Annotated in this window: 10 protein-coding genes and 4 pseudogenes; 9 read left to right on the forward strand and 5 right to left on the reverse strand. The window is 71.6% G+C overall.

What is annotated here, in order from left to right; all coding sequences use genetic code 11:
* Positions 1-276 (forward strand): annotated as a pseudogene (locus tag CCN56_RS10470) (hypothetical protein); the annotation flags it as partial.
* A gap of 1075 nt (positions 277-1351) precedes the next feature.
* Positions 1352-1582 (forward strand): annotated as a pseudogene (locus CCN56_RS44375) (transposase); the annotation flags it as partial.
* Positions 1583-1907: 325 nt separating this feature from the next.
* Here the strand turns inward: CCN56_RS44375 and CCN56_RS43060 are convergent.
* Both CCN56_RS43060 and CCN56_RS10490 read right to left on the reverse strand, forming a co-directional pair.
* Positions 1908-2426, reverse strand: coding sequence for a hypothetical protein (locus CCN56_RS43060; RefSeq protein WP_179199783.1), 519 nt, complete (start codon positions 2424-2426; stop codon positions 1908-1910).
* A gap of 247 nt (positions 2427-2673) precedes the next feature.
* The gene (locus CCN56_RS10490; protein WP_179199784.1) at positions 2674-3045 is read right to left on the reverse strand and encodes an STAS domain-containing protein; all 372 of its coding nucleotides are present in this window, start codon (positions 3043-3045) and stop codon (positions 2674-2676) included.
* Between the two features lie 234 nt (positions 3046-3279).
* Here CCN56_RS10490 and CCN56_RS10495 point away from each other — a divergent pair, with 234 nt between their 5' ends.
* Together CCN56_RS10495 and CCN56_RS10510 are read left to right on the forward strand one after the other, a co-directional pair.
* Complete coding sequence (locus CCN56_RS10495; protein ID WP_086825801.1) at positions 3280-3627, forward strand: helix-turn-helix domain-containing protein; 348 nt, start codon at positions 3280-3282, stop codon at positions 3625-3627.
* A 1380-nt stretch (positions 3628-5007) separates the two neighbouring features.
* A pseudogene (locus tag CCN56_RS10510) lies at positions 5008-5274 on the forward strand (sugar ABC transporter substrate-binding protein); the annotation flags it as partial.
* A 501-nt stretch (positions 5275-5775) separates the two neighbouring features.
* Here the strand turns inward: CCN56_RS10510 and CCN56_RS10515 are convergent.
* Positions 5776-6945: an esterase-like activity of phytase family protein gene (locus CCN56_RS10515; RefSeq protein WP_086825843.1), complete on the reverse strand. Its 1170-nt coding sequence runs from the start codon at positions 6943-6945 to the stop codon at positions 5776-5778.
* A gap of 256 nt (positions 6946-7201) precedes the next feature.
* Here CCN56_RS10515 and CCN56_RS45770 point away from each other — a divergent pair.
* Both CCN56_RS45770 and CCN56_RS43065 read left to right on the forward strand, forming a co-directional pair.
* Positions 7202-7462 (forward strand): annotated as a pseudogene (locus tag CCN56_RS45770) (aminotransferase class I/II-fold pyridoxal phosphate-dependent enzyme); the annotation flags it as partial.
* Between the two features lie 73 nt (positions 7463-7535).
* Positions 7536-8060 carry an aminotransferase class I/II-fold pyridoxal phosphate-dependent enzyme gene (locus CCN56_RS43065; RefSeq protein ID WP_086825805.1) on the forward strand — a complete coding sequence of 175 codons (525 nt, stop codon included), beginning with the start codon at positions 7536-7538 and terminating at the stop codon, positions 8058-8060.
* A gap of 39 nt (positions 8061-8099) precedes the next feature.
* Here the strand turns inward: CCN56_RS43065 and CCN56_RS10530 are convergent, their stop codons facing one another.
* Entirely contained in the window at positions 8100-9347 is a 1248-nt protein-coding gene (locus CCN56_RS10530) for a hypothetical protein (protein ID WP_107484126.1), read from the reverse strand.
* Between the two features lie 183 nt (positions 9348-9530).
* On the opposite strand from CCN56_RS10530, the gene CCN56_RS43070 reads away from it, so the two are divergent.
* The 3 genes from CCN56_RS43070 (at position 9531) to CCN56_RS10540 (ending at position 11208) form a co-directional block, all read left to right on the forward strand.
* Positions 9531-9704 carry a hypothetical protein gene (locus tag CCN56_RS43070; RefSeq protein ID WP_179199785.1) on the forward strand — a complete coding sequence of 58 codons (174 nt, stop codon included), beginning with the start codon at positions 9531-9533 and terminating at the stop codon, positions 9702-9704.
* Positions 9705-9853: 149 nt separating this feature from the next.
* Positions 9854-10486 carry a CBS domain-containing protein gene (locus CCN56_RS10535; protein WP_086825808.1) on the forward strand — a complete coding sequence of 211 codons (633 nt, stop codon included), beginning with the start codon at positions 9854-9856 and terminating at the stop codon, positions 10484-10486.
* 35 nt (positions 10487-10521) lie between these two features.
* On the forward strand, positions 10522-11208 hold the full coding sequence (locus tag CCN56_RS10540) for a response regulator transcription factor (RefSeq protein ID WP_086825809.1): 687 nt from the start codon (positions 10522-10524) through the stop codon (positions 11206-11208).
* Between the two features lie 8 nt (positions 11209-11216).
* On the opposite strand, the gene CCN56_RS10545 is transcribed toward CCN56_RS10540, so the two are convergent.
* On the reverse strand, positions 11217-12950 hold the full coding sequence (locus CCN56_RS10545) for a GAF domain-containing protein (protein ID WP_086825811.1): 1734 nt from the start codon (positions 12948-12950) through the stop codon (positions 11217-11219).
* Between the last annotated feature and the right edge of the window lie 117 nt (positions 12951-13067).

The following is a 13067-nucleotide window of genomic DNA, read 5'->3' on the forward strand; positions in this document are numbered from 1 at the left end:
CCCCGGGAGACCGCACCGCCCCCGGCCGGCCCCCGGGAGACCGGCCCCATGACGGACGACACTCCTCCAGACCTCTTGGAGGACCTGCGGGCGCTGCACCTGGCCGTGGCCGGCAACTGCGTGTACTGGCAGATGCTGGCCCAGGCCGCCGCAGCCACCCGGGACCCCCGCCTCACCGAGCTCGTCGAACACTGCGAGCCGCAGGCGCAGCGCCAGCTCCGCTGGACCGAGAGCACGGTCAAGAGCTTGGCGGCTCAGCTCCTGACGGCTTCCTGAACACCTCACAGGCATCCGGCCTTGGGACTGGTGGTGGGCCCACGTGTCGAGGTGTCGCGTATTCGTCAGCGGAGACGTGTGCACGCCCTGGTGGCGTGATGGACGGTGACGTTCGCCGCCGTTCGGGTCGGACGCCTGCTTGCGGGCTGCCTCGATGAACCGCCAGAACTGCTGCTTGTTCATGGCGGCAGAGCATGCCACCCGGTTCTGGCATCGGGCAGGTCCCAAAAGACCCGCCCACCGGACCAGCCACATCGCTCCCGTCGGCGTGTACGGTCGCCGGGCGCATCTCGGCTCCAGGTTCCTCCGGCTTCGGTGACCGCGGTTCATCGGGCGTCCGGGCCGGCGGCCGGGAAGAGCCACTGTGCGCTTCTGCTGCCGGCGTGGGGCAGGTGCCGGCGGGACCGGATGTGGGCCCGTATCACGTCGGCGACGGGCTCCGGCAGCGGGGACGGCGGGTCTCCCGATCGGACGACGGTGACGGTGGTCCCGTCGGCGGCAGTCTGCGGCCGCTGCGCGCCCCGACGCGACCGGACCGGATGGCGACGAGGACCGCGATCAGGAGTGAGCGGTTCGATGATCTTGCGGAGCTCGCGGGCTCCGCGACGTGACATTGCTCGGATCACGCCGTCGAGCAGGGCACGGCCTTCGAGAGGGTTACCGCAGCAGTACCAGTGCACGTTGCCGAACTCATCGTCGTGCCAGAGCTCGCGGGCAGGCCGGTGGACGTAGTCCTTCCACAGGCGCAATGCCGAGTTGACGTCCCCCGGCCGGAGGTAGTTCCGCGTGCGTTCAAGGCGAACGATCTCGGACAGCGCTCGCGGCGAGAGGCGGTCGATGGCCGGCCTCGGGCGGTGTGACTGCTGCCGGTCCGGAATTCCGGCCCGGATGTGTCCTGGCCGTCTACGCGGCATGGGCCTTTCGGTTGGTCGTCATGCCGCGCATGGTGCCACAAGGTCGAACGGGGTCTCGAACGCGTTCGCTCGCCCGGGGATTCGCCGGACGTGGGAGCGGCCTTCGTCTGCTCATGTGCTCCGACCAAGGAGTACGCGTGACCACGACGAAGGCCGCGAGGGTGAGGCTGCTGCACCACGAAGTCCGGCGGGAAGCGTTCGCGGAAGCGTCACGTTTCAGGGGCGAGTTCTACGAGTGTCTGACCGCCCGGCGCGATGAACTGTTCGAGCTGGCGGACGCGGTGCTGTGTGCTGACGGCGCGGTGAAATCCCCGGTGGACCTGACGCTGCCGCCCGAGCACCGTCGTGGGTACGGAGCGATGTACGGCGGTCTGAACCACGGCCGGATCGACCGGCTGGTGGGCGGCGTAGGACACCCGCCGGGCCAAGAAGACGCCCAAGCCGCTGGAGCAGCTGCTCGCACGGCGGCACACCTCCGCGATCCTCCGCTTCGGGCAAAAAATGGTCGACGGACTGCTGGAGCGGTGCCGAGCCGCAGGGAAGACGATCCGGGAGCAGGTCGGCCCCCGGGGGGCACACCGTGCTCGCCGCCGTCGACACCGCAGCGGTCTCCTTCATCCTGCGCCGCGCCTTCGCCCGCCACCACGTCCTGGCCGAAGCCCGCCGGCACCCGGTGGAGGCCCTGGGCGGCCACGCCTTCCCGCCCGGTCTGGACGACTACATCGCCGACAAGGCCCTGGCCCGCCACTCCCGCCAGCTCACCGTTACCCGGCCCGGCCGCCAGCCCCCGGCCCCCGGCCAGCTCACGTACACCGCCGGCTTCGCCTGGCCCCACCGGGGGTGGAGCGCCGACACCCACGGCAAACCACCCAGGGAGTCGAGCCGGTACGAGCGGGCACGGGTCGTCGGCCTCGCCTTGCGGAACGCGATCCGCGACGCCCGCCCCTCGCGCGGGACGGCGCCCCGGCGCAGCAGGCCGCCGCAGTCCACGTCCATCAACAGGCCGCGATGCCTGAGGAGCACCGGGAGGGCCGTACGACCGAAACCGCGAGGTGGCTGCACACACCGAAGAACCTCGCCCGGCTGGCCGCCTTCACCAAGGCCGCCGAAGCTCGCGCCCGCACTGTCGGCGAGGGGCAGCAGCCCGAGCAGTCGGCCAAGGACGCAGGCGACGCCGCCCGCCACCAGCACCATACGACGCAGCCCGACCAGGGCAAGGGCGGCGGTGATCGGCACCGACAAGAGGAGCGACACCAATCCCGCGCCGAGCAGGGCAGTGCGCCCGCGAGGAAACACTGAGCGGCGCTGAGAAATCGCCTGTGCAACCATCGGGCTCGGCCTCTTCGAAGGCCCGGCCCGATGCCGTGGCCAGTCCTACCGCCTGGCGGTGACGAATTGCTCCCACCGGTGCTGCCAGCCGATATGCGCCGAGCTCTCCGGGGCGGGCACGCTCTTCGGGCTCCGAGTCGGACGCCTCCGGCGGTCAGCGGGGCCACCTCTGCTCAGCCGGGCCGAAGCCGAAGAGATCGGAAGACCCCGTGGTTTCCAGCAGCCGCACCATCTGGTGGCTGGGAGCGGCCAGGGTGATGCTCTTCCCCGATTCGAACGCCAATTCCCTGGCGGCCAATAGCAGATTGAGACCGGTCGAATCACAGAACGAAGAATTCTGGAGGTCGACGATGACTTCAGTGCCACGCGGCGCCCGGGCGACACCGTCAAGGAGCAAGGACCGCAACTCGACCGAGTGATCCAAGTCCAAGTCGCCGCTCACCCACACGACGAAAGAGCGGGGGGAACGTCCTTCGGCTTCGGGTTCGGCTTCGGATTGCCCAGTCCGCTCCTTGTCAGAGGTCATGACGCACCTCCTCCTCATGACGGCGACTGCCCTGTTTCCGAGGCCCCATGCGGATCTTTCCCGGGTCACTGCCGGAGGACGGTGGGGGCTCAGATCATCCGGTTTCCTTCTTGCTTGCGGGAGTGCGCATGACGTCGTCCCGCCCACAGAGCAGCCTCCTCCACCTGGCCGGAGGTGAGACGGGATTCCCGTTCCAGATCGGCGAGACCTCTGCCTCGGGGATGTCTGGTCCGTATGCGGACCAGACGTTCCGCCCACGGATCCGACTGGACGTTCCTGACGAACCACGCCCGCGTCCTGCTGTCCGTCGCCCGCGACCCCGACGTGCGACTCCGCGACGTAGCGGCCGTATGCGGACTGACGGAGCGCACCGGGCAGGCGATCGTCTCGGACCTCGAGGCTGCCGGATACCTCACGCGCAGCCGGGCGGAGGACGCCCGCCGGAACCGCTGCACGATCGCTTCCGACTCTCCCTTCCGCCACCCTGCCGAAGCCGGCCATGAGATCGCCGGCCTCCTGCGGCTCCTCGCCGATCCTCAGGCCGGGGCAGACCGCTCCGCTCCCCAGCAGGTGCAGAACTGAGCGCTCTCGGCGAAGACGACCAAGCAGTCGAGGGAGGGGGCGGCTGCACCGAGGCGTTGCCGACCGCCCGTCAGGCGGTGGAGGCGCCGGTGTCGGCCGTCGATGCCCCAGCCCCGCGCCGCGATCGACACCGTCCGGCAGGGCGGCGCCGTTTCGATCTCGGGCGTCTACTGCGGGGCGATCGATCCCATCGACCCCTGCCTCTGCTCACGGCGCCCGACAAGCAGATCCCACCCGCATGGGCCAGGACGGCCGTCCGGTCCTGGGGGGGACGGCCTCCTACCGCCCCGGAACGCACGCGGTACGGGGTCCCTCGTCACCAGCGATACCGGCGGCCCCGCGCCATGGACGAGGAGGCCCGGAACCCAGAGCACCAGCACGGCAAGGGCGATGTACCACGGTACGTCGACGGCGAAGCCGGTTCGGAGAAGCACGAGGATCAGAAGCAGTACGAGCGGAAACGGGGTCATGGCGAAACCTCCTCAGGCTCCGGCCCGCGCCGTGTCCGCCGCAAAGCCGGTCCTCCACCACTCGACTTCCCTCCCGCGCCCATGCATGCCCCGCGATCGGGTGCATCGCTCAGGGTGGTTCTCCGGGGAGGTCCTCCGTCGGCGGATGCGGGCGGATCTGCTCCTCGCGTCCGATACCTGGACGCCGGCGTTTGAGGGCGTGGCCGCCCTCACCATGGGACTCGGCGCTGTCCGGGGAGCTCGGGCCACCGTCGTCCGCCGCTCTCCGCGGCTCCCCGTCACGTCGCTCACGCGCTGTTTCGCTCCTCGGTCTCCGCACAAGACGGTTCCGACGCTCGCGCTCATTCATGTCGTACTTCTTCATCGCTTCTTTGTCCGGCCCTCGGCCTCCGTACCTCGTGTCGCAGTGGCGAGCCGGCGCCCCGCAGCCTCCCGCCGAGACGCCGTCCGGTCCTGTGGGACAGCACGTGGACAGCTCTTGCGGTGGCCTCGGCGGCCGAGCTTCCGCTTGAGTTCCGCCTTGTTCCCCCGGGACCGTCCATACGGATTGCGCCGCTGCGCCTCCGCGTGAAGCCGGTCGTACGCCGGCCCCCCGGAACCACCGTGCGAGCGCTTGCCACCGCGGAGCGAGGGCGCTTCGCCTGTTGTGCTCGTATTGCCGTTGCCTCTTCGGCCGGGAAGCCGTGGAACGCCGGCAGCTCGTCGACACGCCGGTCGTTGCCACACGGGCGGTGACACGGCGCGGTGACGACGGCGCGGGGCCGGTGGCGGCCGCTGCGCACGCCCCCATGACAGACCCCCTGGATCGAGTGAATGCCGGCGGCTACGCCCTCGCCGTCCCCGCCTTCCTGATGTTCAGCGACACGGGGCTGACCAACACCCCCTGGGCGGTGATCATCCCGTCCCTGATGTGGACGCCGCCCGCGCCCTGCACAAGGCCGACCCGAAGGTCTTCATCACCAACGACACCGGCGACACAGGCGCCACCACCAGCCTGATCTGGCAGGCCGGCGGCCGCCCCTACCGGACCGACGGCACGAACATCACCGTCGACTTCGGCGACGAGGGCACCGGGAAGTACACCGCCACCTGGCAGAAGCTCCTCGCCGACAAGCTCCTCGCGCCCGTCAGCTCCTGGAGCGACGCCTGGTACGAGGGCCTGGCCGACGGGTCCGTCGTCCCCGTCGTACGGAAACCCGTCGCGGACCTCGGCGACGGCAGGCCGCTCAAGGTCCTGGGCATGGCCGACGCCCTCGTCACGAACGATCCCGTGACCGGGCAGGGCTCCAACAACGCGGCCCACTGCGCCGCCCGCCACCTGCGGGCCGTCGTCGAACACGGTGACGCCCCCTTCGACGAGAGCTGGATGCACTCCACGTACGCGCCCTTCTGGGATCACGTCCGCCACACCGTCGACTTCACCAACACGATGCTCGCCGACCCCCTGCCCGACCACGTCCAGCAGGTCATGGCCGCCGCCGCCGACCGGACACCCTGATCCGGCTCCCCCGAGCCTGCACCCCTTCAGGTCGGACGCCGCTTCCCCGCGTAGGTGCGGGTCGGCTCCCCCACCGAAGGCGCGGGTCCGGTTCCCGCCGGCCGGTCTTGAGCGGGTCGGCATCGCGACGGGCATCGCCGGGACGGAAGCGTGCCCGGCCCGGCGATGTCCGAGGGGTGATCAGCGGATGGCGAGGGCGACGATCTGGGTGACCGCGTCCGCCACGAAGTTGTCGTCGCTGACCAGGATCAGGGACCGCTCGCCGGACGGAAGCTCCGGGCCCCACGTCATGCCCTCGGTGTTGTCGACGGTCGACAGACCGAGGCTGTCGAAGTCCGCGACGAGCTTCTTGCGCATCGGCACGACGGGCTGTCCGGCGAGGGAGTACATCGCCTGCACGTCGGTCGCTCCACGCGTGGTGGCGTCGAAGAGGCGGATCTTGTACCCCGAGCCGGCGACCCAGGTGCGCTCGAGCACGAGGTAGCGGTCGGGGTCGCCCGGGAAGGCGAGGAGGGAGGGGACTCCGGTGTCCGGGCCCCAGGGGCTGGTCGGGTCGGACTCGGCGAAGATCTTCTCGATGGGGTACGCGAACTGCCCGAGCACCTCGCCGTCACGGGTCTGCTTCGTGACCCGGACGAGCGCGCCCTTCTCCACATCGGGTACCGGACCGTCCTGCAGCAGCGGGCCCTCGACGGCGCTGGTCAGCACCCTGCCGTGGGAGCCGAAGGTGATCGCCTCGATCGCCTGGTTCCGACGCGGTCCGCGCTCTTCCATGGTGACCTCGTAGTTCTGCGGCAGCCGGAGCTGCCCGAGGTACGCACCGGTGGGGCCGGCGTTCTGGATCGACGGCTGGATCACCGGTCCGGCGCCGACCGCCTTGGGCCGGTCGCCCTCCTGCGCCCACCAGTAGGTGCAGTTGCGCGGGTCGACCCGGATCTCCTCGGGATCGACGGCCTTGCCGTCGCCGACGGCGGGCGACGGGTAGACCGAGCCGTCCGGCTGGAGGAACGGGTGGGTGCCGGTGAAGTCGACGGAGTGCACGCCGTCGGCGTCCACGTCGAGCTTGGCGGTGTAGAAGCGGGCAGGCTGGAGCGCCGAGCGGTCGTCGCTGATGAACACGTACTCGCCGGTGCAGCGGTTGCGGTCGACGCCGGAGAAGCCGCCGACCGTGGTGCCCTGGAAATCGAGCTTGTACGGAACGATCTTCTCGCCGAGCAGTCGAGCGGATACGGCACGTTCCAACTGCCGGTCGGGGGCGACGGGTTGGGCCGCCGCGGCCATGGCGGGGGTCAGCATCGAGGTCACGAGCAGGGCTGCGGCGCACGCGCGGCGCGTCAGGGAGGCTGTCACGTCAATGATCTTGGCCTCACCCTCCCCTCTGCCGCAGTCACCCAACCGGGTGTTCCTGCCGTGGCGTCACGGGCCGGGCGTCTCCGGGTTCCGGCGGACGGGCGGGTACGCGGCGGTCGGGCCACCGCGGTGGTCCAGCGGCTGATCACGCAGCCGCCGGATCTCATCTCGCCGGGGCGGGCGGCCGAGGCAGACGGCCCGGACCTGCCCACAGCACTGCTCGATCTGGTCCGCGAGGACGTGCCCGGGCTGATCCGTGACGCGGGCTACCACCCGGCCGGGCTGCCTGGACGTCCTCAAAGCGGCCGGCTCCCGGCTGGTCGGCGTGCCGCTCGACTCCGACGGGGTCCGGATCGACCGGCTCGCCGCCGCGCTCGCCGAGCACCGGCCCGCGCTGCTCTACCTCATGCCGACGTACCACAACCCGACCGGGGTCCTGATGTCCGCCGGCCGTCGCCGCCGGGTGGCCGAGCTCGCTGCCGAACACGGCGTCGCCGTCCTGGAGGACAGCGCCCACGCGGCGGCGCTCGCCCCCCGGTCAGGTTCCGCCGCCGATCGCCGCGAGCCCTGCCGGGGGAACCGTGCTGAGGGTGGGTTCGCCGGCCAAGGCCGTCCGGGGCGGTCTGCGGATCGGCTGGATCCGTGCGCCGCAGGACACGGTGGCACGCCCGGCCCGGCTCAAAGCACTCGACGACCTGGGCAGCCCGCTCCTCGACCAGGCCCTCGCCGCCCGGCTCCTCCCCACGCTCCCGGCTCTCGCTCCCGAACGGGCCCGCATCCGCCGCGAGCGACTGACCACCCTCACCCGGCTGCTCGCCGAGCGGCTTCCGGACTGGCGCTGGCAGGCACCGCAGGGCGGCTCCGTTCTGTGGGTCGAGCTGCCCGCGGGCACGGACGCCAGGCTCTACGCGCAGATGGCACTGCGCCACGGCGCGGAGGTCGTCCCGGGCGCCACGACGGACGCGACGGGCGCCCACGACGACTACGTCCGCCTGCCCTGTTCCTTCGCCCCGGAGACCGCGGCAGCCCTGGTAGACCGCCTCGCGGCGGCCTGGACCGCGCTGTCCCGGAGCATTGGCCCCTACCGTGCCCCGACCTGCCGGCAGGAGCGGTGAACAGCGGTCGGCAAGGGGGCGGACGAGGCACCCGGAATGTCACGCGGGTCCCGCCGGTGCCGGCGGCGGGGGAGGTGCCGTTTCCCGGGTTCTGCGGCCGTCGGCGGCCAGCAGGGCGATCACCGCGAGCACCGCGAGCAGGATGAGGACGAGGAGCAGGACGGTGAGGACCGTGGGGTGGTTCCACAGCGCGAAGAGCAGGGCGACGATCAGCAGGGCACCGACGGTCAGCCACTTGCGGTGGGCCTCGGTCCAGGTGCCCACGGGGCCGGTGCCGATGCCGTGGCCGCTCCACCACCCGGCCGCCGAGTCGGCGCCGCGCTCGGCGGTGGAACGGGTGGCGCGGGCGAGCCGGCCGGGGCCGATGAAGTAGGCACCGAGGGCGATGACGACGCCGAGCACGATCGCGGTGCGCAGGGCGACCCGCAGGAAGTGCAGCAGGTGGTCGAAGACGGCTGCCGCGGCCGCCTCGGACTGCACCTGTGGGGGCAGGTGGTCCAGGTAGTAGCGGCGGGCGACGACGAGCCCGATGGCCACGACCAGGCACGCGAAGGCCGCGCCCAGGGCCGTCTTCGCGAGGGCACGCCGACGCCGGTGGGCCAGGAACACCCCTGCCGCGGCGAGCACCACCGTGAGGACCGGCAGCCAGTTGCCGAGCACGTCGAGGGCGTGTGCGGCGCCCTGCACCTTCTCCAGCTTGTCGGACTGGAAGAGCACCATCTGCTTGTCGACGTCCGGGATCTTCTCGGCCGGTTCCAGGCCCGCGTCCACCAGCTCCTGCTTGACCCGGTCCACGGCGGTGCCGACGTCGAGGGTGACCGTGCCCTCCGAGACGCCGACCGCTCCCCGGCCCTTGCCGGTCAGGGCGTGCACCACGGCCGTGTGGGCGGCCCGGTTGGCGGTGACCCACACCTTCTCGAACCGGTCGCTCTCGACGAAACGGGTCGCCACCTTGTCCGCGGCCGCGTTCACGGCGGCGTCCAACTGCGGGGCGAGCCCCTTGACCGCCTTGGCCGCACGCGGCGGCAGGCCCTGCGACTGCAGCCAGGCCGCGATCTCGGCGGTGACCTCCTTGCCGTCGACGCGCACGTCCACCGCCTGGACGATCCGGTTGTGCGCGGCGGCCTCGATCGCCGGGTCGGAGGCGAGCGGCTTCATCGTGGCGACGTACCGGTCGGTGTCGAGGACGATGTCGTGCACCCACACGGTGAGGACGCTGACCGGGACCAGGATGCAGGCGAGGACGATCAGCACCGCCGACGCCACGCTCCTCAGCGCACTTGTCATCCGTCCTCCACAGTCGTCTCGGCGCCTGCTGCCGGCAGGGTCCACGTCCATTCGCGTCGACGTGCGAGCGCACGGCATCCCGGGCTGCGCCGTTCGGAGCACACCACCGTGTCGATACGGGATGCGTCCGGGCGACCGCCGGGCCACGGCCGCACCGGCGCGTCCCACCCTGATGGGGGTTCCATGTCGGCCAAGGCGTCGAGCTCGATGGGGGAGACGGTGCCGTCGGCGTCGGCGCGCTCGTATTCCGCGGCCGTGATGTCGCCGTGGTTCTTGGGTTCGGCGAGCTTCGCCGACTGGTCGGCGTGGCCGGTGGGTGCGCCCTCGGTCGGGGTGACGGTGGCGGTGGTCCGCTGACCACCGGCGGCCCAGGGCGTACGCCACTCCCTGCGACAGCCGACCGGGGACGGGCCCGAGTGGGCCGTCCGGCCCTCCTCACGACCGGCCCCACAGGGGGAGAATCGGCGGGGAAGACACAGGGAAGCCTCCGTCCTGAGGAGCACACGATGCCCTCCTCCCGCTACACCGTCAGTGACGTCATGACGCACACCGCCATCGCGATCGGCCGTGACGCGTCCTACAAGGAGATCGTCGCGCTCATGGACGAGTGGAAGGTGAGCGCGCTGCCCGTCCTCGAGGGCGAGGGGCGTGTCATCGGGGTCGTATCGGAGGCGGACCTGCTGCCCAAGGAGGGGTTCCGGGGTGTCGAACCGCGCCCGGAGGAGTTCCCCGAAGCCGCCAAGGCCGGGGCCGTGCGCGCCGTGGAGCTCATGTCGAGTCCGGCCGTGACCGTGCATCCCGACGCCTCGCTCGCCGAGGCCGCGCGGATCATGGCGCGGCGGAAGGTGAAGCGGCTGCCGGTGGTGAACGGGATCGGGATGCTGGAGGGGGTCGTCAGCCGCAGCGACCTGCTCAAGGTGTTCCTGCGCGAGGACGAGGAGATCGGGGCTGAGATCCGCCGTACGGTACTGGGCGGGTCGGCCGCCCTCGCGGAGTTGGACGTCGCCGTGGTGGAGGGTGTGGCCACCCTGCGTGGGGCGCTCCCCGACCGGGCGCTGGTGCCGCTGCTCGCGCGCGCCGTGCGGGCCGTGGAGGGCGTGGTCGACGTACGCATGGACCTCGACGGACAATCCTCGTAGGGGCGGGAGGGAACCCATCGATCACAGGGGTCGCCATGACCGAGCTGCCGGCAGCCGCATCGTCCACGCGGGTCTTCCTCGTGGACGATCACGAAGTGGTCCGACGGGGCCTGCGTGACCTGATGGACGACGAACCCGACATGGAGGTCGTCGGGGAGGCGTCGAGCGTGGACCAGGCGCTGGCCAGGGGGCCCGCGCTGCGGCCGGACGTGGCCGTGCTCGACGTACGGCTGCCGGACGGCGACGGGATCTCGCTCTGCCGCGAGCTGCGGTCACGGATGCCCGAGCTGGCGTGCCTGATGCTGACCTCGTTCGACGACGAGGACGCCCTCATCGACGCGATCATGGCCGGGGCCGCGGGGTACGTGCTCAAGCAGATCAAGGGCTCCGATCTGGTGTCGGCGGTACGGACCGTGGCCACGGGCCAGTCGATGCTCGACCCCGCCACCACCGCCCGGCTCATGCGCTCGCTGCGGGACCCGGAAGCGGCCGGGCCGCCGGAGGACGAGCGGCTCGCGGCGCTGTCCGAACGGGAACGTTCGGTGCTCGACCTGATCGGCGAGGGGCTCACCAACCGGCAGATCGCCAAGCAGCTGTACCTGTCGGAGAAGACGGTCAAGAACCACATCTCGCGGCTGCTCGGCAAGCTGGGCGTGGAGCGGCGCGTGCAGGCGGCCGTGATCGCCGCGCAAGCCCACGAGCACGACGCGGGCGAGAAGTAGGTCGGCGTTCAGTCGTGTCGGGTCAGTAGCGGAACGCGCCATTCGAGCAGCGTGCCGCCGGTCGGTTCCGGCCGCACGCGGATCGACAGGTCGCCCTGCAGGCGTTCGGCCCGTTCGGCCAGGTTCCGCAGCCCACTGCGGGCGCCATCCGGCCGCACGCCCACTCCGTCGTCGCTCACCGTCACCGTGAGGACGCCTTCCTCGACGACGACGGACACCTCCGCGCGGCGTGCGTTCGCGTGGCGCGCCACGTTCGTGAGGGCTTCGCCGATGACCGCGACCACCTCGTCGGCCACCTCGGGCGGCACGTCCGTGTCGAGAAGGCCTTCCATACGCAGCGCCGGGGCGAATCCGAGCGTCGTCACGGCCGCGTCGATCGCCTTCACGACGCGGTTCCTGAGCCTCGGCGCCGTCCCGGGAGTTTCGCGCTCCCGCAGGCCGAAGATGGTCGAGCGGATGATCTTGATGGTGGAGTCGAGGTCGTCGATCGCTCGGGTCAGCCGGTCCACGGCCTCCGGGTGCTCGACGAACCGGCGGGCGCTCTGCAGGGTCATGCCGGTGGCGAACAGGCGCTGGATCGCGAGGTCGTGCAGGTCGCGGGCGATCCGGTCGCGGTCCTCCAGGAGGCTGACCTGCTCGGCGTCGCGTCGCCGGTCGGACAGTTCGAGGGCGAGGGCCGCCTGACCGGCGAAGCCGGGCACGGCGGTGATCGCGGCACGGCCGAAGGGCGGTCGTCCGTGGCGCCGCGCGAGGATGAGCACACCGCTGAGCCGTTCCTTCGTGCCCACGGTGACGGCCACCGCCGGCCCGAATCCCTTCCAGCGTTCGGGCTGCACCGTGATGCGAGGATCGGTCCCGACGTCGGCCACGGTGATCAGACCGTCCTGGGTCAGGGCTGCGGCGGCGAGGGTTCCCTCGACACTGGGCAGCACGACACCCCGGTGTGCCTCGGCGCCCTCTCCGCTGGCCAAGGATCCGCGGAGCTCACCGCCCGGTCCGACCAGGTAGAAGACCCCGATGTCGGCGCCGGCGATGTCCACGGCCCGCTCCAGCATGCCGCCGAGGACCTCGGTCTCCTCCGCGCCGGACAGGAGGGCGCTGGTGAAGTCGGAGCTCGCGGCCAGCCAGCGCTGACGCAGCCGTCCCTCCTCGTAGAGGCGGGCGTTCTCGATGGCGATGCCGGCCGCGACGGCCAGGGTCGTGACGACGGCCTCGTCCTCCGCGTCGAAGTCGGCGCCGCCGCGCTTCTCGGTGAGGTAGAGGTTGCCGAACACCTCGTCGCGCACGCGGACCGGGACGCCGAGGAACGTGTGCATCGGCGGGTGGTGGGCCGGGAAGCCGTACGAGGCCGGGTGCTCGGACAGCTCCGGCAGGCGCAGCGGCCGCGGGTTGCGGATCAGCTCGCCGAGGATCCCGTGGCCGGACGGCAGGGCGCCGATCCGCTCGCGCAGCTCCTCGTCGATGCCGACGGGGACGAACTCGGAGAGCTTGCGGTCGTCGCCGATGACGCCCAGGGCCCCGTACTCGGCGTCCACCAGGGCCACCGCCGCCTCCACGATGCCGCGCAGCACCTGGGGCAGGTCGAGCCCGCGACCGACCGACATGACCGCTTCCAGGAGCCCGTGGAGCCGGTCCCTGGTGCCCCGGACCTCGTCGATGCGCGCCTGGAGTTCGTCGAGGAGTTCGTCCAGTCTCAGCTGTGGCAGCCGCGTGTCCGCGGACTCGGTGTTCTCCCGGCCCATCGAAGCCTCCGGTCGCGTCGAGCGCGTGCACGGCGCCCGTCGCGCCCGGTTTCACGGTAGTCCGGATACCCGATCCGTTCCTGCTGGGCGGGGCGGCCTGGACGAGCACCCGGCCCT

The sequence above is a fragment of the Streptomyces sp. NRRL B-24572 genome (assembly GCF_002156145.1).
Classification (GTDB): domain Bacteria; phylum Actinomycetota; class Actinomycetes; order Streptomycetales; family Streptomycetaceae; genus Streptomyces; species Streptomyces vietnamensis.